The organism is Chengkuizengella sp. SCS-71B, from assembly GCF_040100845.1.
Taxonomy (GTDB): domain Bacteria; phylum Bacillota; class Bacilli; order Paenibacillales; family KCTC-33759; genus Chengkuizengella.
Genome location: NZ_JAZHSH010000001.1, coordinates 3,210,021 through 3,234,404, shown reverse-complemented (window position 1 = coordinate 3,234,404; position 24,384 = coordinate 3,210,021). Strand labels below are relative to the sequence as shown.

The window sequence follows — 24,384 nt, the reverse complement described above, 5'->3', positions numbered from 1 at the left end:
TAATAACAGTTAAATAACAATTATGAAAGTCTATAAAACTCTTTATCTTTTTTATACTATAGTTGGTATAATTAGGATAAGGAGTTGATAGATTTGAAATACTACTCAATAGGCCAATTTGCAAAGTTAATTGGAAAAACAAAGGATACATTGCGAAATTGGGATAAACAAGGAAAATTTAAGCCTGATCACGTGTCAGTTAGTGGTTATCGATATTATTCTCAAGAACAACTTAATCACTTCTTAGGTATTAAAGGAGAAAAGCAATTAAACAAAAAAGTCATAGGTTATTGTAGAGTGTCCTCCCATAAGCAAAAAGATGATCTTGAAAGACAGATAGAAAACGTAAGAACCTATATGTTAGCAAAAGGTTATCAATTTGAAATCATTTCTGATATTGGCAGTGGGATTAACTACAATAAAAAGGGATTAAATCAACTCATAGATAAGATTACGAATTCAGAAGTAGAGAAAGTAGTCATCCTTTATAAAGATCGTTTAATTCGATTTGGTTTTGAATTAATAGAAAATCTATGTGACAAATATGGAACAACAATTGAAATTATAGATCACACGGAAAAAACCGAAGAACAAGAATTAGTTGAGGATTTAATTCAAATTGTGTTTAGTTGCAGACTTCAAGGTAAAAGAGCCAACAAAGCTAAGAAAATGATTAAGGAGTTAGTTGAAGATGATCCTAGCCAAGAAAATTAGAATCAAGCCGAATGAAGAGCAAGAGCAGAAGCTTTGGCAATCCGTTGGTACAGCAAGATTCATCTACAACTGGACATTGGCAAGACAAGAAGAAAACTACAACAACGGTGGGAAGTTTATCTTAGATGGTACGTTGAGGAAAGAACTAACCCAATTAAAGAAAACTGAGTTGCAATGGCTAAATGAAGTGTCAAATAACGTGGCTAAACAAGCTGTTAAAGATGCTTGTAATGCTTATAAACGTTTCTTTAAAGGTCTGGCTGACAAACCAAAGTTTAAGAGCAGACGTAAAAGTAAACCATCGTTTTACAATGACACGGAAAAGTTGAAAGTAAAGCCAATGAAAGTGTTGATCGAAAAGGTAGGATGGGTTAACACAACTGAACAAATTCCGATGGAAGTGAAATACATGAACCCTAGAGTAAGTTTTGACGGAAAGTACTGGTATTTATCCGTTGGAGTGGAAGAAGAACAATCGAAAATTGAATTAACAGATGAAGTTATCGGTGTTGATGTAGGTATTAAAGATTTAGCTGTATGTAGTAATGGAATGACGTTTAAAAATATAAACAAAACAAAAAGAATCAAAAAGATGGAAAAGAAGTTGCGTAGGTTGCAACGCACCCTATCAAAAAAATATGAAATGAATAAGGAGGGAAACCGTTTCGTCAAAACATGCAACATTATAAAACTCGAAAAGAAAATAAAGTTAGTACACCGTAAATTAGCAAATATAAGAAACAATTATTTGCATCAAACAACGAATGAGATCGTGAAAACCAAGCCATCTAAAGTTGTTATGGAAGATTTGAATATTAAAGGCATGATGAAAAACAAACATTTATCCAAAGCGATTGCAAAACAATGTTTACATGAGTTTAAAAAACAAATGGAGTACAAATGTAAGTTTTATGGAATTGAATTAATACTCGCTGATAAATGGTATCCATCTTCTAAGACATGTAGTTGTTGTGGAGAAGTAAAAAAAGACCTTAAACTATCAGATCGTACATACCAATGTAATTCATGTGGTTTGGTGATAGATCGAGACTATAATGCAAGTCTGAATCTATCAAACTATCAACAAATCAGCGTAATATCACTTTAAAAGATATCGTTGATGTGTACCATTCGTTGTATGGGAATTTACGCCCTTGGATGTGTTATATCAAACGAGAGTAGCCATGGCAAAATCGGACACGATGAACAGGGAAATAAACATGACTTTATAGAGTTTTATAAGGTTTTGGCAACGGATACATATGAGTTGGTTAATTGAAGAAGAAGTGAGTCAAACGGATCTAGCTATACAGTTGAAGGGTTTGATTGCGGATAATGAAATATTAAAATTACCAGGTACACATGATGCTATGGCAGCACTAATTGCAAAAAAAATAGGATTTAAAGCACTTTATTTATCTGGTGCAGCTTATACTGCAAGTCGTGGTTTACCTGATATAGGTATTGTTACATCTACTGAGGTTGCAGATCGGGCACGTGAGCTAGTTCGAACAACAAATTTACCTGTACTAGTAGATATCGATACTGGTTTTGGAGAGGTCATTAACGTAGCTCGTACTGCAAAGGAAATGGTTGAGGCTAGAGTGGCAGCAGTACAAATTGAAGATCAGATTTTACCTAAGAAATGTGGTCATTTAAACGGAAAAAAACTAATAAGTACTGAAGATATGATACAGAAAATAAAAATGATAAAAACAGCAGCACCGAGTCTCCTTGTTGTGGCTAGGACGGATGCAAAATCAGTAGAAGGTTTTGACAGTGCAGTTAAAAGAGCAAATGCTTATGTTCAAGCAGGGGCTGATGCTATTTTTCCAGAAGCATTAAGTTCAGAAAGTGAATTTAGAAAAATGGCTGGATTGATAGAAGCTCCATTACTAGCGAATATGACAGAGTTTGGAAAAACGCCTTACTACTCAGCGGATCAATTTAGAGAAATGGGCTATAATATGGTCATTTATCCTGTAACATCTTTAAGAGTAGCAGCAAAAGCTTATGAAAATGTATTTACAGAAATATTTAATACTGGAACACAAGTACAATCTCTTGAGAAGATGCAAACGAGGAAAGAATTGTATGAAACTATCGGATACTATGAATATGAGCAATTAGATCAAAACATTGCAAAAACTCAACTACCTAATATCGGAGAGAATTAAGTAAATAGATCTATTCAAAAGTGTGATTCAGCATCACACTTTTTTTATAACTTTGGCTATATCCTATGAATACAACATATAAAGCAAGTCTAAGGTGTGACATAAAAGTCACGCTTTTTTATCGTTTAAGAATTACTTTCATTTAGCTATAAAATAAAACAATATACATATATGTATATTGTTTTATGAAATATAGAGAATTAGGAAGAATATTAGAATAATTTTCATTATTTTGATTAAATATGACAAAAATAGCGTTTTTATTTATTAACATTTGAACTCTATAATTTTATATATGTGTATTAATTTATTGATGTAGAGAAGATTTTTAATTTCTTAAATTTTCTTTATAAATAGTACGATTAAACTATCATCTGGTCAAAGGAAAAGACTGGCATTATTAATTAGTTATTTAGAAGATAAACCGTTTGATTTAAAAATAGCCAATTGAGGTGTTGAAATGAATAAAATTAAAAGTTTAATCGACGTGATAGAAAATTGTAAAAATGATAATCAAAGTATTACTTTTATTAAAAAAAAGGAAGAACAAACCTTAAGTTATTCTGATTTATACGATAGATCATTAAGAATACTTCATGGATTACAGAGGCAAGGTATTAAAAAAGGACAGGAAATTATATTCCAAATTCAAGAAAATGAGAACTTTATATTATTATTTTGGGCATGTGTATTAGGAGGAATGATCCCTGTACCAGTGACTATAGGAACAACCGATGAACACCGTAAAAAAGTACTGGAAATTTATCAAATTTTAGATCACCCTAATATAGTCACAGATTATGACATTCTCCCTGCTCTAAAAGAAACGTTTAACCAAATGGAATCCTCTATCCCTTATGCAGAAGTTGTGGGGAAAACGATTGAGATAAGTGAAATTAATGATTTGAATCAATTTGGAAATATAGCGAAAGTGCAAAGTAGTGAAATTGCTTTTATACAGTTCTCATCAGGTTCCACAGGGAAACCTAAAGGTGTGATGCTCACGCATGATAATTTGTTGGCAAACATGAATGGAATCGTATTAAACTCGAAAACGAGCAGTCAGGATTCAACATTAAGCTGGATGCCCCTTACTCATGATATGGGACTCATCGGCTATCATTTATCACCTATGTATGCTAATATCTCACAATTTATTATGCCAACGACTTTGTTTGTGATGCAACCCATGTTGTGGCTGGAAAAAGCGAGTGAATACAAAATCACTTCACTGGCTTCTCCTAACTTTGGATATAAACATTTTCTAAAAACATTTAAACCTGAGAAAGCAGCTCATTGGGATTTATCTCATATAAGATTAATTTTTAATGGAGCTGAACCAATATCAGATCAATTAGCAAATCGCTTTCTTTCTGTTCTAGAACCTTATGGTTTGCCACCAAATGCAATGTTTCCAGTTTATGGAATGGCAGAAGCAAGTTTAGCTGTTTCCTTCCCGCCAGTTGAAGAAACATTACAATCTATAGCTGTAAAAAGGGATTCTGTTCGTTTCGGAAATCAAGTTGAAATTATTCATCAATCATCCTCAAATGAAATTCATTTTGTTGACTTAGGTTATGCTGTTGAAGGATGTCAAATTCGGATTACAAATGATAATCATCTTCTACTACCAGAATGTGTAATAGGAAATATTGAAATACGAGGTAAAAATGTAACTTCAGGATATTACAACAATCCAGATGCAACAACAGAACTCATTACTGAAGATGGGTGGCTTGTTACAGGAGATTTAGGCTTTCTGAAACATGATCGGTTATTTGTAACAGGAAGAAAAAAAGACATCATCTTTATTAATGGGCAGAATGTGTACCCTCATGATATTGAAGGAATTGCAGAAAAAGTTCGAGGTGTTGAAGCAGGTAAAATAGCAGTATGTGGAGTTTTCAATGAAGAAAACCAGTCTGATGACATCATAACATTTGTTGTTTTTCGTAAAAAAACGGATGCATTTATCCCGTTGGTTCAGGAACTTAAAAGATTTATTCATTTGCAAACTGGATTGGAAATTAAACATGTAATCCCAGTGAGAAGTATTCCAAAAACGACCAGTGGAAAATTGCAAAGATATAAACTTGCTTCGCAGTATGAAGATGGGGAATACTCCTCAATTGCAGAAGAAATACAACGATATCTTGAAGAACAAACACAAGATCTGATCATAGAAAGACCGATGAATGAAACGGAAGACAAATTAACAAAATTATGGTCTGAAGTTTTAGGAATACAGCAAATTGATAGAAAAAGCCATTTTTTAGAAATCGGGGGTAACTCTTTAAAAGCAGCTACTTTAGCTTCAGAAGTAGAAAAAATATTTGAAGTGGAACTTCCAATCATTGAGTTTTATCAACTTGCTACGATAGAAAAACAAGCAAAATACATCATGCAGGCAAATAAAAAGTCATATGTTCCAATTAATAAAATTGCAGAACAAGAATTTTATCCAGTATCAAGCGCTCAAAAAAGATTATACATTCAGGAGCAGCTCGAAGGTACTGGTATATCCTATAATATGCCTGTTGCTTTTAATATAAAAGGAACACCCGATAAATTGAGGCTGGAGAAAATATTAAATCAATTAATTGATCGTCATGAAGTCTTAAGAACTTCATTTCAATGGATAAATGGAAATATATTTTCTAAAATAATGCCTTCTCTAACGATCGAATTAAAAGATTTAGAAAGACCAGAAGATTTGATTGTACCTTTTAATCTCAAAGAGCCTCCATTGATACGAGCGGGATGGGTACTTAAGGAAAATGATGAGAAGATACTTATTCTCGATATGCATCATATTGTAATGGATGGTATCTCTATCAATATATTAATGGAAGAATTTTTAGATTTATATCACCAACGTTCATTACCTCCTATCTCAATACAATATAAAGATTTTGCTGTGAGACATGAACACTGGAAGACAACGGATTCATATCAATTACAAGAATCATTTTGGAAAAGTCAGCTCTCTGGAGTTATCCCTCAACTTCAGCTACAAACAGACTTTCGTAGGGAAGAAAAAAGAACGTTTGAAGGAGAAACCGTTTATTTTTATGTATCAAAACATATCACGCAACAGATTAATGAAACATGCCATAAAAATCATATTACTTTAAATGCGTATTTATTATCCTTGTATTATATTTTATTAAGTAAATATACTGGGCAAGATGAGTTTGTTGTAGGTTCTTTAGCTGCAGCAAGAATACATCCAGATACTCATCGTATGTTAGGAATGTTTGCAAATTTTTTACCTGTTCGTTATCAGATTAATGATGAACTATCATTTAATGAAATGTTGAGTGAAATGCAGGAGCTGCTTGGCAATATTTATGAACATCAAGAGTATCCTTATGATGATATGATATTAAAATTATTGAAAGATACAGATCGGTCACGAAATCCATTTTTTGATACAATGCTTATTTTTCATAATCAACTGGAAACTAACTATACCCTAGAGACAGACGATTTGAAATTTACACAATACGAATTACATACAAATACATCAAAGTTGGATTTTAAGTTGGATATTTTTCCAGAAGAGGATGGAAGATTAAAATGTGTTTTGGAATATAATTGCAATCTCTTTATAAGAGAAACGATGGTCAGATTTACTGAGCATTACCAAAACATAATAAAGTCTTTAATAAACGAACCAAAACTAAAAATTAAAGAAATAAATATACTCTCAAAAGAGGAAAATTTAAAAATAATTGATGTTTTTAACCAAACATCGTCACCTTACGAAAATAATAAAACAGTGGTAGATTTATTTGTTGAACAAGCAAATAAGACCCCTGACAATATCGCTATACAATATAAAAATAGGAAATTAACATATCGTGAATTGGATGAAAAATCGAATCAGCTAGCAAAAACTTTATTGAGTTATGGAGTACAGTCAGATCATGTGATTGCAGTAATGGCAGAACGTTCGTTGGAAATGATTATTAGTATGTTTGCTATTTTAAAAGCAGGAGGAGCATATCTGCCTATTGCCCCTGACTTACCAAGAGAACGAATTCGATATATGTTGGAAGACAGTCAGGTCCAAATGATATTAACTCAACAAAAATGGATCAATTCCATTAGTTTTCACGGAAAAATAATGGATGTAGAGGATAGTCAATATTACGCAGGTGATGTTTCTGCGTTGCATAAAACAAGTGAGTATAACAATCTAGCTTATGTCATTTATACCTCTGGATCTACTGGCAAACCTAAAGGGGTTATGGTAGAACATTATTCCGTTGTCAACAGGATCATGTGGATGCAAAAGACGTATTCATTAAATGAACAAGATATTATTTTGCAAAAAACACCGATTTCATTTGACGTATCTGTATGGGAGCTTTTTTGGTGGAGTTTTGTAGGAGCGAAATTAGTTTTGTTAGAACCTGGAGGAGAAAAAGACCCTGCTCATATCGTTGAGGTAATAGACAAGCAGAATATTACTACGATGCATTTTGTTCCTTCAATGCTGCAAACTTTTCTAGATCATTTGACTCAAACAAATCAATGGGATAGCCTTCAACCTTTGAAAAAAGTATTTACAAGCGGCGAAGCACTGCATCTTCATCATGTGACGAAGTTTAATGATTTTATTACTCCAAAAAACAATGCGGAACTTATTAATTTATACGGTCCAACAGAAGCTACAGTGGATGTATCCTACTTTTCTTGTACACCACTTGAAAATAGAAATGTGATCCCAATAGGTAAGCCAATTGATAATACACAGCTATGGATTGTTAATAAACATCATCAGTTACAACCTATTGGAATTGCTGGAGAATTGTGTATCTCTGGAGACGGTTTAGCTAGAGGTTATATCAATAAAGAAGAACAGACGAAGGAAAAGTTTGTTCCAAATCCATTCAAATTCGGACAGCGTATGTATAAAACGGGTGATTTAGCAAGATGGTTGCCTGATGGAAATATTGAGTATTTAGGTAGATTAGATCATCAAGTGAAAATAAGAGGTTATCGAATTGAACTTGGTGAAATTGAGGCATGTTTATTAGAACATCAGGATATAGATGAAGCTGTTGTTCTAGTGAAAGAAGATCTACAAGGTGATTCATTTTTAGTGGCTTATATTGTAAGTCAAGATTCATTTGATGTTGCTCAAATAAGAGCATTTTTAAAACGTAGCCTTCCTGATTATATGATTCCAGCTCGTTTTGCGGCTTTGGAAGAAATGCCGTTAACATCAAATGGGAAAATAAATCGAATTGAACTACAGAGTCGGGACAAAATTGTGGAAGTGTATTCAGATAACTATGTTGCTCCAACCAATGAGATTGAAGAAAAACTAGTAGGTTTGTGGCAGGAAGTATTAAATATAAATCGCATAGGTGTTGAAGATGATTTCTTTGAACTTGGAGGGCACTCTTTTAAAGCTACGATGTTAGCTACACAAATTCATGAACAATTTAATGTTGAGATTCCTTTAAGTGAAATTTTCTCATCACCAAAGATAAGGGATATAGCCAAGTATATTGAAACAGCTAAGATTAGCAAGCATGTCACAATTAAAAACTCTGTGAATAGTGAACATTACTCTTTGTCATCAGCTCAAAAAAGGTTGTTTATTCTTCAGCAAATTGAAGGGGATAATTTAACCTATCATCTGCCAGCTGCAATGGAAATCACGGGTAAACTAAATGAAAAATTAGTTCAAGATACTTTTCAAAAGATATTAAATCGACATGAGGTATTACGTACATCTTTTAAATTACTAGACGGAGAAGCAGTACAGTTTATTCACCCTAAAGTGACTTTTCAATTAGAAAAGTTAGATCAGACATACGATAACATCAACCAGATGATGGTCGATTTTATGAAACCTTTTGATTTAAGTTCAGCACCTTTATTAAGAGTAGGGTTAGTAAAACAAGGAAAAGAAAAAAATATACTAGTATTTGACATGCATCATATTGTCTCTGATGGATTATCCATGGTGAATTTAACGAAAGAATTTATGCAAATTTATCAGGGGTTTGATTTATCACCTTTGAAAATTCAATATAAGGATTATGTGGAATGGCAAACGGAGTTTCTCACAACTGATAAATATGAAAAACAAGAGAAGTTTTGGAACAATAGTTTATCTGGAGAACTTCCTGTATTGCAATTGCCAACTGACTTTATAAGACCTCCTGTTCGCAGCGGCAAGGGGGATAAGTACGAGGCTAAATTAGACAGCCAATTGTTATCATCAATTAAAAATTTAGCTTTGGAACATGAGACAACAGTTTATGTTGTAATGTTAGCTGTTTTCAATATTTTGTTAGCAAAGTACACAAAACAGGAAGATATTATTGTAGGAAGTCCAATTACAGGTAGGACACATTCAGACTTAAAAGATTTAATCGGTATGTTTGTTAATACATTAGCGATGAGAAATGAACCGAAAGAAAGCTATACATTTAAACAATTTTTACAAAAAGTGAATCGCAATGCACTTCAAGCTTTCGAAAATCAAGATGTTCCATTTGAGGCTTTAGTAGAAAAATTAAATGTGAAACGTGATTTAAGTCGGAACCCAATATTTGATGTCATGTTTGTTCTACAAAATATGGGTACTCCTTCGGTTAAGTTTGATGATTTATTATGTGAACAACTTCCAATAAATCATCAGCATTCTAAATTTGATTTGACGCTTGAAGCTATTGAAGAAGAGCAAGGGATGACTTTAAACTTTGAATTTAATGTGGATTTATTTCATAAATCCAAAATTGAAAGACTTGCCCATCATTTTAAACAGTTGATTTATATAGTTACAGAACAATCAAATATTCAAATTCGTGATATGGATTTTATGTCAAATGAAGAAAAGAAAAAGATACTATATCAATTTAATAATACAGAACGTGAGTATCCAAAACATAAAACCATCCATAAATTATTTGAAGAACAAGTTGCTAGAACGCCAAATCATGTTGCTTTGACATATAAAGATGAAAAGATGACTTATCAGACATTAAACAATAAGGTCAATCAGTTAGCTATACAACTGAGGGAAAAGGGAGTAACGAATAATACAATTGTCTCTATTATGGTAGAGCGTTCTCCTGAAATGATCATAGGAATTTTAGCGATATTAAAAGCCGGTGGGGCATATTTGCCAATATCACCCCAGTTTCCACAAGAACGGATAACATTCATGTTAAAGGATAGTGAATGTAAACTTGTTTTAACACAAAATGAGTTCAAAGGAAATATTTCATTTGAAGGAGAAATCATCGTTTTAAATGATTCTAAAAATTACATCACTGAAACGAATAGTATAGAAGATATTAGCAGTTCTGAAGATTTGGCTTATATTATTTATACATCGGGTTCAACAGGGAAGCCAAAAGGTGTAATGATCAAACATCACTCCGTTGTAAATCGAATTACTTGGATGCAGAATAATTATCCTTTACACGTATCTGATGTCATTATGCAAAAAACACCTTATACATTTGATGTATCTGTATGGGAGTTGTTTTGGTGGAGTTGGACAGGAGCTCAGGTTCACCTGCTTGAACCTGAAGGAGAGAAGAATCCACAAATGATGATTGATGCCATTGAAAAGCATAAAATTACAACCATGCACTTTGTTCCATCGATGTTACAAGTATTTTTTGAGTATGTATCAGGTAAATCTATTGAATCTAAATTAAAAAGTTTAAAACAAGTATTTACAAGTGGCGAAGCTTTACAGTTGAAACAGGTTGAACAGTTTAACGATACTTTGTTCAAAACAAACAATACAAATTTAATTAATTTATACGGTCCTACAGAAGCTACAGTGGATGTTTCTTACTATGAATGTACTCCTTTTCATGGAGAACAGAGTGTACCAATTGGAAAACCAATTGATAATACGAAGTTATATGTTGTGAATGAATCACTACAATTGCAACCGATTGGTGTAAGCGGAGAGTTATGTATAAGTGGTGAAGGTTTGGCAACAGGTTATTTAAATCAAGAAGAGTTAACAGCGGATAAATTTGTTCCAGACCCATTTGCAGTGGGTCAGTGGATGTATAAAACAGGTGACTTAGCAAAATGGAATGAGGACGGACAAATTGAATATTTAGGCAGAATGGATCAACAGGTGAAAATAAGGGGATACCGCATTGAACTTGGCGAAATTGAAACCCAGTTATTAGACATTGTTGATATTCAACAGGCGGTAGTAGTAGATAGAAAAAGTACAGCGGGAGATCTATATTTGTGTGCTTATTACGTTTCTGAACAAAAGTTTTCAGTGAGTGACATAAGAGAACTTTTGTTAAAAACATTACCAGATTATATGATTCCAGCTTATTTCATGAAGTTAGATAAAATACCTTTAACTTCTAATGGTAAAGTGGATCGAAAAGCACTTCCTGAGCCAATCATCACAGATAGGGAAAATTTAAATACAGTTCCGCCAACAAATGAAATACAGAAAAAATTACTTCATATTTGGAGTGAAACGATTGGTCATGACATGATTGGGCTTTACGATAATTTCTTTGAAGTAGGAGGGAATTCATTACTTCTGATAAGAGTGCATTCTAAATTGGAAGAACATTGGCCGCAGCTTATAAAAGTGACAGATTTATTCTCGCATCCTACTATTTATAAATTGTCGGAATTTATTCAAAGTAAAAGTATAAACAAAAATGAGTTGCCGATTCAATTTGTACGTTTACCAGAAACTTATTTTGAAAGCACATCACAACAGGCCGTTCGATCCTACTCATTTAAGTTAGAGGAAGAGCAACTTCAAATTTTTAAAGATATGAGTCAGCAACTAAATGTGGAATTAAGTTATATTTTACTCGCCTTATATGGATATTTATTTGCTCAAATTACTAAAAACAAACAAATTCCAATTCAGGTTTTAATTAGCGATGATATGTATATGGCATTAGAACTAAATTTAGAACAATTTACACACTTCATAGAAATTCCACCTTATCTAAAAGCAAAGATACAGGAAACAAATTCAAATCAGTCCTACACATTGAATGATTTAAAACAAGCACAAATAAATCATCAAAAATATAATATATTACCTTTGTTTATTCATAACAGAAAGACTTCATTAGATACGGAAATTGTAAATCTGTTTCATATTTCATTAGGATTTTTAGAAATAGGTTCAGAACTTATGCTTATTTCTGAATTTAATGGTAGAAAGATTTCAAACAATAAGATGAAGGAATTTCTTCAAGGTTTTAAACAGTTGTCAACTATAATAGTGGATCAATATGCTTCAGAATATCAAGTATCTGCAACAAAAGAGGAGGAAGAGTAATGGAAAGAATCGCTTTTCTTTTTCCTGGTCAAGGTTCTCAATATGTTGGAATGTCAAAGGAAATAGTGAATCATTATTCGATAGCAAAGGAGGTTTTTGAAGAAGCGAATGATGTTTTAAAGATGGATCTTCAATCTTTATGTTATGAAGGTCCTTTAGAAGAATTAACAAAAACAAAAAATGCACAACTTGCTTTGTTAACTGCAAGTATTGCTTATTTTAAAGTGATTGAATTTGAGTTGGGTCTCACTCCATACATGTTAGCAGGTCATAGCTTAGGAGAATTTTCAGCTTTGACTTGCTCTGGAATACTTACGTTTTCAGACGCGTTAAAGCTGGTCAAGACGAGAGGAGAATTAATGCAGCAAGAAACGGAACAAAGTATAGGTGCGATGACAGCAGTATCAAAACTATCGGCACAAACAGTAGAGCAATGTATTGAGCAAATGACAGATGGTAATGGTACAGTATCTATTGCTTGTTACAATGCAGAAAAAGAATTAGTTTTAACAGGACATTCCTATGAAGTAAAACGTGTAGCAGAGAAATGTGCTCAAGAAGGAGGGAATGTCACCTCTTTAAAAGTAAGTGGCCCTTTTCATCATCAGTTAATGACCAAAGCTTCAGAACAATTCCAAGATCATTTAAATAAATATTCTTTTCAAAAATTTAAAATACCTGTTGTATCTAATGTAACTGGACTACCTCATGTTGAGGACTTAGATGAAGTAAAGTTAAGCTTGGTGTCTCAGATGATTAAACCAGTGAGATGGTTTGAATCTATGAAATATATGTATGACGAAGGGGTCACAACAACGATAGAATTAGGTCCAAGATCTGTTTTGAAAAATCTTATTAAACGGATTGAGCCTATGATGAAATCTTTTTCCTTCGATGTGGCAAATGATAGAGAGGAATTAAAGATGATATATTCATCAACAAATCAACAGCAGACGGATATGAATCTTATTACTCAGTGTTTGACTGCTGCTATCACTACACCAAATCATAATTGGGATTCAAACGATTATGAGAAAGGTGTGATTCAGCCGTATAGAAAACTCCAAAAGCTGCAACAACAGTGGAAAGATCAGAAGGGTGGTTTGGATGAAGAGCAATTGACACGAGCATTTAATTTATTGAAACAAATATTAGAAACAAAAAGAGTGAGTAAAGAAGAACAAGATCATATTATAAATAAATTAAAGAGAGAAGAAATCATAGTATAGAAAGCTACTAAAGACGCACATTTGAAAGGATGATTAAAATATGATTAAAGGAAAAAACGGAATAGATGTAAAAAAAATTTTAAAAATGATTGTCTTGGTATCTGTATATCTAGCAACATATTTTATCGTTATTTTTAGCACTGAAGTTTTATTTTTAGATATTGTTGATTTTCAAAATGTACATCCATTTTTTGTAGACAATCTGGGTCCTTCTTTTTTAACCCTTCATGATCTTATAGCATTGCCTGTTTATTTTTTAGTTCTTTATCTTATACATAAAAAAAGCTTATTTAAATTAAGCCAATTTGTCAAAATTCAAAAGAGAACAGTTGCATTAAGTTTATTATTAGGTGTTTGCATGGGGGCATGGATAATGTCTATTATCCAAATACCTGTTATCAGAGATTCATATACACAGTTTGAAGGATTGTTTAGTTTTTTACTTACAGGTAATTTTGTGTTTGTTGTTTTATTTATAGCATTACACTCTGTTTACAAAGAAATATTTTTTAGAGGAATGATTTTTAATCAATTACGCAATGCCCTTTGGTTGCCTTTGGCATTTTTAATTACGGGGTTAATTTATGGTTATTTATTTTTTCAATGGGATATCATGTTGACGATCTATGGAATGTTAGGCGCTATTATCTTTAACTTGGTTTATATCTGGTATGAATCAATATGGGCAACAATTTCTGTTGAATTTAGTTTGTTTATGACTTATTTCATATTAAGAGAAATGAGTTATGGGTATGGGTTGCTTTCAAACATTTTACTTTTAGTTAGTTCAGTTGCATTCATTGCTACAATGGTTATTCTGTATAAACAAAGACAATCGGCTCTAGCTAGAGAAAATCATGCAGATATAACACAGTCCATACAATCATAAAGATTGAACATCAACCATAATCTTTTTTAATCAGGAGGGAACTTACATGCTAGATTTAAATTTACTAGAATCTAGTGAAGTGCAGCATGATAAAGGTATTGAAGAAGTGTCTTTAAAAGATATTGCGATTATTGGGGTTTCAGCAAATCTTCCACTTTCACCAGATCAAGATAAGTTTTGGGAACATTTAATAAGTGGAGTGGATTGTGTAAGAAACTTTCCTACAAATAGGTTGGAGGATGTACTTCCTCTTATTGATAGTAATGATATTGAATTTTATCCAGGTGCATATTTAGATGAAATAGATAAGTTTGATTATAAGTTTTTTGGGATTTCTCCAAAAGAAGCGAGTCTGATGAATCCAAATCAAAGGTTGTTTTTGCAAACAGCGTGGAAAACGATTGAAGATGCTGGGTATGGTGGAGATAAGTTAAAAGGAAGTAAAACTGGTGTATATGTAGGTTACAATGCAGATGCTTTCACAGACTACAAAAAATTAATTGCAAAATCAGAACCTGACTCACTTTCGATGGCGATACCAGGCAATTTAACCTCCATTATAGCAAGTAGAATTTCATATTTATTAGATTTTAAGGGACCGGCACTATGTATAGATACTGCATGTTCATCTTCATTAGTTGCTGTTCATATTGCTTGTAAAGCAATTCAAAACGGGGATTGTGATCAAGCTCTAGTTGGTAGTGTAAATGTAAATATTCTTCCATTTGATAAAAATATTAAAATTGGAATAGAGTCTTCTGATGGGAGAGCTAGAACATTTGATCAACAATCTGATGGTACAGGTTCAGGTGAAGGTTCAATTGCAATATTGTTAAAACCATTAAGTAGGGCACAACACGATAGAGATCATATTTATGCAGTAATTAAAGGCAGTTCTATCAATCAAGATGGTAGTTCTATTGGAATTACTGCACCCAATGTATCTGCTCAAGAAGAAGTGATTGTAAAAGCATTGCAGGATGCTGATATTCATCCTGAAACGATCGGGTACATTGAAGCTCATGGTACTGGAACTAAATTAGGAGACCCTATCGAAATAGAAGGGATCACAAAAGCATATCAAAGGTATACAAATAAAAAACAGTTTTGTGCGATTGGTGCAGTGAAAACGAATATTGGTCATTTAGATAATGCGGCTGGGATCGCGGGCTTACTTAAAACTGTGCTTACTCTTCAACATGCTCTAATTCCACCTTTGTTGCATTTTCAAGAATCCAACTCACAAATAGATTTTATATCCTCACCTGTATTTATAAATAAAGCTCCAAGGAAATGGGATAAAATGGAATACCCCCGAAGAGCTGGTGTCAGTTCTTTTGGGATGAGTGGAACGAACTGCCACGTTATTTTAGAGGAGGCACAACTTCATTCAAAAGACAATGTAATGGATGAGCAAACAGATTTTAGTGATTTAAATATATTTACGATTTCAGCCAAAAGTAAAACTTCTTTAGAGAGGTTAATTGATCAATATAAGAAATTTTTTAACAAACAAAAACATGTGAACGTAAATGATTTGTGTTATACGGTGAATACGGGTCGTGGTCATTATGATTATAGAATCGCGATGTTAGTTAAAGATGTTGAAGATCTAAAAATAAAATTAAATATATTGGAACAATTAAATGAAGATAAATTTGAAATGAATCAAATTTATTATAGTGAATTTATTTCAAATGAATGTGACTTAGAGAATCATGAACATATGTATTCTACTAAACCTTCTGAAAAAGAATTAACCAAGATATGTCTAGATTATACACAAGGATCAGATATAAATTGGAATCACTTATACGGTGATCATCATAAAAAAATTAGTTTACCAACTTATTGTTTTGACAACACGAGGTGTTGGTTAGATCTTTCTTTAGCAAATCAGACTCTTTCAAATGAAGTTAAATTATTAGGAAGAAAATCAGGTAATTACTCTGAAATTGAACAGATGGTAGCACAAATCTGGGGAGAAATTTTAGGTTTTAAAGAGCTCCAAATCCAAGCCCCTTTTTATGAATTGGGTGGGGATTCAATTTTAGCTTTAAAAATAGTAAATCAAATTAGTGAAAGAAGTCAAATGGCTATAAACGTAACTGACCTGCTTCAAAATGAAACAATAGAGCAGTTAGCTGAATTTATTCATCATTTATCTCAAAGTCAATCGGATGCAAACAATGATATGACAGAAATAACTCAGACTGAATTAAGGGAAAGTTACCCGTTATCTTCTGCTCAACAACGTATGTATATTTTACATCAGATTGAAGGAGCTTCATTGAGCTACAATATGCCTTTAGCGATGTTTATCAAAGGAAAGCTAGATGAACAACGATTTGAGGATTGTTTTCAGCTTCTAATACAACGTCATGAAAGTCTTCGAACTTCGTTTGGAAAGAAAGATGAACAATTAATTCAAAAAATTCATGATGATGTGAATTTTAAAATCTTATTTAACAAAATAAATAAAGAAGATATACCTTCCACAATAAAAGCATTTGTTCAGCCTTTTGATATAAGCAGTGCTCCGTTATTTAGAGCAGGAGTATTTCATATCAATGATGAAGAACATTTATTTATTCTTGATATGCACCATATCATTTCTGATGGTGCTTCCATGAATATTTTAGTTAAGGATTTTATCTTGCTTTATGAAGGAGCATCATTACACAATTTGAAATTGCAATATAGAGATTATGCAGTTTGGCAAAATGAATGGTTGAATTCAGAACAATTTCAAATCATGGAAAATTATTGGATGAATAAGCTTTCAGGTGAGTTGCCTACACTTCAAATGCCATTAGATTTTGATCGCCCAGATCAACGTACTTTTGATGGAGAATCGGTTCACTTTGAAATATCTAAGGATAGAATATTAAATCTTACTCAATTTACAAAAGACCATCACGTTACTTTAAATATATTGTTATTCACCTTGTATTCAATTTTGTTAAACAAATATACAACTCAAGAAGAGATGATCATTGGTTCTTTAGTTTTAGGGCGAAATCATCCTGATTTAGAATCCGTAATAGGAAATTTTATTAATTTTATTCCAATTCATACGGAAGTTCAAAAGAATTCATCCATCTTACAATTTATAAATATACAGAAGGAGAATATGTTAGAAGACTATAAACATCAAAATTATCCTTTTGAAGAATTAGTATCCAAATTAAAAAAACAAACAGAGCGATCTAGAAATGTTTTATATGATACAATGCTCGTTTTTCACAACCATATTGATCCTAACATTTTGTTTGAAACAAAAGAGATGAAGGCTACGAGATATGATTTAGATTTGCAGACTTCAACTTTGGATTTGAAGTTGGATATTTTTAAAGGAAAGGATCACTATGATGGGTATTTAGAATATAATTCAAATTTATTCAAAAGAGAGACCATAGATCTTTTTATTAAACATTTCTTACAACTTATTGATATATATTTAGCAAATCCAAATCAAAAAATTTCAGATATTCATTTATTTACAGATGAAGAAGAAACTCAGATTGAGTACAAGAGAACAATTGTTGAAGAAAAGATAAAGACATTAGAAGTTGCTGTGACTGCAACATTTACGTCTGAACCGATTGAAGACTATATTACTTATTGGGCAAAACAAAAAGATCAAAAAATAGAAGTTAATTTTGCACCGTATAATCAGGCGTTTCAACAAATGTTAAATGAAGATAGCTTAATTTCAAAAAACCGAGGATTCAATGTTTTATTAGTTCGATTTGAGGACTGGCTTAGAGATGATCATGATGATGATGAAAAACGATGTCATAAACTAGATCAATTGTATGAACAATTTAGTTCAACTTTGAGAAACAAATTAAAAGAGGTTCCTTATTTAGTTGGCATTTTTCCAGTTTCAACTCATTTAAATCTAAGTCATAAGTTGACCAATCACATTCAAAAACTAAATGAAAAATGGGAGACTGAGCTAAACAAAATGTCCCAGGTTCATTTAATAGACTTTAAGAATATGGATGTACATTACGGAGTGGATCAAATTTTTGATCCTGTTACGGATAAAAAAGGACATCTTCCTTTTACAGAAGAATATTTTGCAGCAGTCGGAACTCAAATCACTAGAAAAATGCTAGCAAAAAGCAATAAATATAAAGTGATTGTCCTAGACTGTGATAACACATTATGGCATGGAGTTTGTGGTGAGGATGGCGTACATGGCATTCGAATAAACGAACCATTCCAAGAACTTCAAAAATTTATGTTGTCAAAAAAGGAAGAAGGATTTCTTCTTGCCATAAGTAGTAAAAATAACGAAGAAGATGTGTGGGAAGTTTTTGATAAAAATCCTGCAATGATTTTGAAAAAGGAACACTTTGTGCATTGGAAGATAAATTGGAATTCAAAATCAGAGAATATTAAACAAATAGCAAAGGATTTAAATTTAGGATTGGATAGTTTTATTTTTGTAGACGATAGTCCATTTGAAATAGAAGAAGTAAGCACTAGATGTCCTGAGGTTTACAGCTTGCAATTACCAGAAATTACAAAAGAGATCCCATTCCTTCTTTACCATACTTGGACATTTGATACTTTTCAAATTACCCAAGAGGACAAAAAGAGAACAGAAATGTATTTGAACGAAAAGGAAAGAAAAAACCTGCAGCAAACGATTTTATCAGAAGAAGATTTTCTTGATAGTTTACAGTTGAAGATGAATCTACGGGAAATACAGAAAACGGATTTGGAAAGAGCTTCTCAATTAACCAAAAGAACGAATCAATTTAATTTAACTACGATTCGCAGGTCGGAGGAAGAGATTACAGAAATGGCAAAAACCGATGGAGTGAATTGTTGGGTAGTTGAAGTAAGTGATCGATTCGGGGACTATGGCACCGTAGGATTTTTAGTGACTCATATTAAGGGATCTACTTTGCTTATTGAAACATTTCTCCTAAGTTGTCGAGTACTTGGAAGAGGAATTGAACATGCCGTGATGTCTGCTTTAAAACCATTTTGTTATGAAAATAATATCAAAACATTAGAAGCTGCTTATAAACCAACATTGAAAAATAAACCAATATTAGAATATCTTCAACAATCAGATTGGCAAATTATGAATGAAAAAGGTCAATCGCATCAATTTAGTTTGAAAGTTTCTAACCTGCCAGATTCAATTGAATATATTAAGTTGGTACTACAATAATTAAATGGGAGGTAGATATAGAAATGTCATCCATGAGAACAAAAGGCTTTTTTAGTGCAAAAAACATTGTGGAGCAGATGGCTAAGGAAAAACAAAAAAAAAGTGATAGTAGTAATCAAAAAAATGGAGCTCCACAAAATGAAATAGAACGTAAATTAATAGAGATGTGGGAGCAATTTCTTCCAAATCAAGCGATTGGAACTCATGACGATTTTTTTGAACTTGGAGGCAATTCACTTTTAGCCATAAAACTAGAGTCTAGAATTTTAAAAGAGTTTAATGTTGACATATCATTTTCAAATATTATTAATAATCCAACGATATATCATCTAGCAGATGTCATTCAACAAGCCGATTCTTTACAACATATTTCAATTCCTGTAACAAAACAAAGTGATGGTTATCCCGTATCATCTGCACAAAAACGAATTTATGTATTGCAACAGTTTGAAGGTAAACATAATTTAAGCTACAATATCCCACTGGCTTTTGTAATAAAAGGGGATTTGAATGTTTTAAAATTTGAAGAAGCTATTAAAAAACTGATTAAAAGGCACGAGAGTTTAAGAACTTCGTTTGAACTTGTTGAAGGGGAACCTATTCAATACATTCATACAGAAGTTGATTTTGAAATTATTTATCAAAATGCTGAAAATCAAGAAATAGATAATGTCATTTCAGATTTTATTCAACCGTTTGACTTAAGCTTAGCGCCGTTATTCCGCGTCAGCTTATTCCAATTAAATAAGGAAAAATATCTTTTCTTGTTGGATATGCACCATATTATATCAGATGGTTTCTCTATGAATATTTTGGTTCAAGATTTTATGCATTTTTATGAAGGGACACCCCTTTCTGATCTTCGAATTCAGTATAAAGATGTAGCAGTTTGGCGAAAAGAGCAAAACGAAACTGAGGTCATGAAACAAAAAAAGAAGTATTGGTTAAATCAGTTTTCAGATGAAGTACCAATTTTAAATCTACCTACAGATTTTGTACGACCAAATATACAGAGCTTCGAAGGGAAACAGATTGATTTTAAATGGGATAAAAAGTTAGCTGGACAATTAAAAGAATTAGCTAGGGAAACTAAAACAACGTTATATATGGTATTAATGGCAGCGTATACTTGCTTGTTGTCAAAATATTCAGGACAGGAAGATATTGTTGTAGGTTCACCTGTTGCAGGTAGGAATCATCCAGATTTAGAGCCTATTGTGGGCATGTTTGTAAACACGTTAGCTATAAGAAATTTCCCGGAAAATAATAAAACATTTAGAACATTTTTATCAGAAGTGAAAGAAACGACTACAAAAGCGATAGAAAATGAGAATTATCCATTAGAAGAGTTAGTCCAACAATTGGATTTACAAAGAGATACAAGTAGAAACCCATTATTTAATGTAATGTTTAATATGTTAAATATGGAATTAAAGGGAATTGAGCTAGAAGGTTTGAGTTTTGTCCCATATCATTTTGAAAAAAAAGTTTCCCAATTTGATTTGACATTCAATGTCTTTGAAGAGAACGAAGAAATCCTGTTAAGTATAGAGTATTGCACAAAATTATTTAAGACAGAAACGATAGAACGAATGATTTTACACTTGAAACTTATAGTTCAACAAATTATTGATCAACCAGATATAAAACTTCAGGATATTGACATGCTATCTAAACCAGAAAAACAACAGATTTTAGTAGAGTTTAATGATACAGCTGTGGACTATCCAAATCATAAAACAGTGATCAATCTGTTTGAAGAACAAGTCAGTATAAATCCAACTCATAAGGCTATAATCTACGATGATAAAAACGTAACATACGAAGAATTAAGTCATAAAGTGAATACGTTTACCAACTATTTAATGAATGCTGGTGTAGGAAAAGAAACTATTGTTTGTTTATTGGCAGAAAGATCGATAGAAATGATCGCTGCTATTCTAGCTATACAAAAAGCAGGTGGAGCTTATCTACCTATTGATTGTAGTTACCCTAAAGAAAGAATCGAATATGTTTTTGAAGATAGTTGCAGTAAGTTTTTAATCACGAATATTGAATTTGTGAAAGCCAAGAACTTACAGTTTACGGGTACAATCATAGATTTCTCTAACATAGAGGATGGATTAAATGAAGAAGCAACCATTTCTACAAGAAATGAAATAACACCTGATCATTTGGCTTACATTATATATACATCTGGAAGTACGGGTCAGCCTAAAGGGGTTATGATTGAGCATAGCAGTTTGTTAAATCAAATTTTAGCACTTACAGAAGATGCCGGATACAATAAGTTGAAAAACCACATGTTATATAGTAAAGCCGTATTTGATGTATCCATTCAACAAATTTTTACAGCCTTATGCAGTGGAGCAACTTTACACCTCATGACGGAAGTGATGGAAGGCAATTACGAATGGCTCAATCAATATATACAACAAAATAACATTGATTTCATAGATATGGTACCTGCGCAAATGGAAGCTGTTATTAAAGGTTTAGTACAGCAGCAGCCATCAAATCGACGTTTTGTTTTAGGGGGTGAATCCTTTCACTCATCACTTTATAAAAAAATAAGAAAGATGGCTAGAGCGGATAAAATTTATAATATGTATGGTCCAACGGAAACGACAATTAATGCCCTAACCTATCAATGCAAAAATGATGATAACTATCCTATTGTACCTATTGGAAAACCACTTAGAAACTATCAAGCTTACATATTGGATAAAAATATGAATTTATTACCAATTGGTGTAATTGGGGAATTGTATATTAGTGGTGAAGGTGTAGCCAGAGGTTATTTAAACCGATCAGACCTTACGAAAGATCGATTTGCGATTAATCCGTTTAATAAGACAAACAGAATGTACAAAACAGGTGATTTCGCAAAGTGGTTGCCAGATGGCAATATTGAATTTGTGGGTAGGAAAGACCACCAAGTAAAAATAAGAGGATACCGAATTGAACTCGGTGAAATAGAATCAATGATTGGAGAGTTAGAAGGTGTAGAAGAAGTTGCAGTGCTGAATAAAAAAGATGAAACAGGCATTGATTTCTTATGTGCTTATATTATAAAAAAACCGACCATTTCAGTAGATGAGATGAAAAAAATGCTTCATAGAAAAATGCCTAATTATATGGTTCCACAATATTTTATAGAGTTAGATGAAATGCCGCTAACGACAAACGGAAAAGTAAATCGAGCACAATTATTGAATCTAGCTGTTGAATTTTCTAGTGAAGTAGAATATATTCCCCCAACAAATGAGATAGAAAACCAAATTTTAAAAACATGGCAAGAGGTATTAGGGATAGAGAAGATTGGAATCAAAGATCATTTCTTTGAATTAGGAGGTCATTCCTTAAAAGCAGTGCAAATAGTATCAAAACTTCATAAGGAAATGGAAGTAATGATAACTTTGAAAGATATTTTTATGCATCCCACGATTGAGCAATTAGCTAGGAGAGTTCAATCGGTAGATAAAAATGGATTTGTTCCCATAATTCCGGTTAATTCTAAAGAATTTTATCCTGTATCTTCTTCACAAAAGCAGATGTTTTTATTACAGCAATTTGAAGCAAATAGTATCAGTTACAATATTCCATTTGTATTGAGTTTAAAAGGGGAATTGAATAAAACACACTTTGAGTATGTTGTAAAAGAGCTTGTTGCACGGCATGAAAGCCTTCGAACTTCATTTGAATTGATGGAGGGAGAACCAGTTCAACGTATCCATGTTGAGTTAGACTTCAAAGTTCAATACGTGAAAACAAATAAACATGAAGCAGATACACTTATAAGAAAATCAATTCAGTCCTTTACTCTTAATCAAGCCCCTCTATTCAGGGTGCACTTAATTCAAGTAGATAATGAAGAACATTTACTATTAATAGATATGCACCATATTATATCAGATGGAATTTCAACGAATATTTTGGTGCAAGACTTTATCCAACTTTATGAAGGAAAGAATCTTCCAGATCTTCATATTCAGTATAAGGATTTTGCGGTTTGGCAAAAAGAGCAAATGAATACGGAGGAGATGAACAATCAAGAGGGGTATTGGTTGAGTAAACTTTCAGAACCTCTACAACCATTAAATTTACCTACAGATTATAAAAGATCTGAGATGGATAGTCTTAGAGGAAATCAAATAAAGTTTACTTTAAACAATGAATTGACTGAAAAGTTAAAAAAAGTACAGCAACAGTCAGAAACAACGATGTATATGTTGTTGTTTGCCGTATACAATGTGATGTTACATAAAATTACGGGTAATGAAGATATTACTGTAGGTACTCCAGTGTCTGGAAGATCATTCGTGAATCTTGATGAAGTTGTGGGTATGTTTGTAAATACTTTAGTTATGCGTAATTATCCAACAGGGGGTAAATCATTTAAACAGTTCCTATTTGAAGTGAAAGAAAGTACATTGCAAGCATTTTCCAATCAAAACTATCCTTTTGAAGAAATAGTGGAAAAAATGAATATAAAACGTGAAGTTCATCGTAACCCTTTGTTTGACACCATGTTTGTATTACAAAATTTTGAACAGCAACAATTAACCCTAGATCGTATGCAAATTGAGCTTTACGAATTAAAAAGTCAATTTTCAAAGTTTGATTTCATGTTTGAAGTAACAGAAATGGATGGAGATCTACACTTAAATGTAGAATATGCTACTCAGCTTTATTCACAAGAGAAGATGGAACAAATTGTAGAGTTCTATATTGATTTATTAAATTTAGTTACTCAAGATTTAAATATAAAAATAGATGATCTTGGCACAAACTTATCTTCAAGCGACCACAACATTAATGCGAATGAATATAATGAACAGTTTGAATTTTAATTATGATGA

At 32.3% G+C, this 24,384-nt stretch carries 8 protein-coding genes; all 8 read left to right on the top strand.

The window, feature by feature from the left end; genetic code table 11:
• Positions 1-93 precede the first annotated feature (93 nt).
• The 8 genes from VQL36_RS15745 (at position 94) to VQL36_RS15710 (ending at position 24,375) form a co-directional block, all read left to right on the top strand.
• On the top strand, positions 94-714 hold the full coding sequence (locus VQL36_RS15745) for an IS607 family transposase (RefSeq protein ID WP_349248843.1): 621 nt from the start codon (positions 94-96) through the stop codon (positions 712-714).
• Positions 692-1,822 carry an RNA-guided endonuclease TnpB family protein gene (locus VQL36_RS15740; protein WP_349247502.1) on the top strand — a complete coding sequence of 377 codons (1,131 nt, stop codon included), beginning with the start codon at positions 692-694 and terminating at the stop codon, positions 1,820-1,822. Before VQL36_RS15745 ends, VQL36_RS15740 begins: the two co-directional genes overlap by 23 nt.
• 154 nt (positions 1,823-1,976) lie before the next feature.
• Entirely contained in the window at positions 1,977-2,891 is a 915-nt protein-coding gene (prpB, locus tag VQL36_RS15735; RefSeq protein WP_349250233.1) for a methylisocitrate lyase, read from the top strand.
• 460 nt (positions 2,892-3,351) lie between these two features.
• Positions 3,352-12,210 carry an amino acid adenylation domain-containing protein gene (locus VQL36_RS15730; RefSeq protein WP_349250232.1) on the top strand — a complete coding sequence of 2,953 codons (8,859 nt, stop codon included), beginning with the start codon at positions 3,352-3,354 and terminating at the stop codon, positions 12,208-12,210.
• Positions 12,210-13,439: an ACP S-malonyltransferase gene (gene fabD / locus VQL36_RS15725; RefSeq protein WP_349250231.1), complete on the top strand. Its 1,230-nt coding sequence runs from the start codon at positions 12,210-12,212 to the stop codon at positions 13,437-13,439. The genes VQL36_RS15730 and fabD overlap by 1 nt, the downstream gene beginning before the upstream one ends.
• Positions 13,440-13,479: 40 nt before the next feature.
• Positions 13,480-14,328: a CPBP family intramembrane glutamic endopeptidase gene (locus VQL36_RS15720; protein ID WP_349250230.1), complete on the top strand. Its 849-nt coding sequence runs from the start codon at positions 13,480-13,482 to the stop codon at positions 14,326-14,328.
• Between the two features lie 46 nt (positions 14,329-14,374).
• Positions 14,375-19,522, top strand: a complete 5,148-nt coding sequence (locus tag VQL36_RS15715) for an HAD-IIIC family phosphatase (protein WP_349250229.1) — start codon at positions 14,375-14,377, stop codon at positions 19,520-19,522.
• Positions 19,523-19,545: 23 nt separating this feature from the next.
• A complete protein-coding gene (locus VQL36_RS15710; protein ID WP_349250228.1) occupies positions 19,546-24,375 on the top strand; it encodes an amino acid adenylation domain-containing protein in 4,830 nt (1,609 codons plus the stop codon).
• The last annotated feature ends 9 nt before the right edge of the window (positions 24,376-24,384 follow it).

Excerpts from the sequence above, each read along its gene's own strand:
- prpB (WP_349250233.1), top strand. The coding sequence starts at position 1,977 with ATGAGTTGGTTAATTGAAGAAGAAGTGAGTCAAACGGATCTAGCTATA.
- VQL36_RS15740 (WP_349247502.1), top strand. The coding sequence starts at position 692 with ATGATCCTAGCCAAGAAAATTAGAATCAAGCCGAATGAAGAGCAAGAG.
- VQL36_RS15720 (WP_349250230.1), top strand. The coding sequence starts at position 13,480 with ATGATTAAAGGAAAAAACGGAATAGATGTAAAAAAAATTTTAAAAATG.
- VQL36_RS15715 (WP_349250229.1), top strand. The coding sequence starts at position 14,375 with ATGCTAGATTTAAATTTACTAGAATCTAGTGAAGTGCAGCATGATAAA.
- VQL36_RS15710 (WP_349250228.1), top strand. The coding sequence starts at position 19,546 with ATGTCATCCATGAGAACAAAAGGCTTTTTTAGTGCAAAAAACATTGTG.
- fabD (WP_349250231.1), top strand. The coding sequence starts at position 12,210 with ATGGAAAGAATCGCTTTTCTTTTTCCTGGTCAAGGTTCTCAATATGTT.
- VQL36_RS15730 (WP_349250232.1), top strand. The coding sequence starts at position 3,352 with ATGAATAAAATTAAAAGTTTAATCGACGTGATAGAAAATTGTAAAAAT.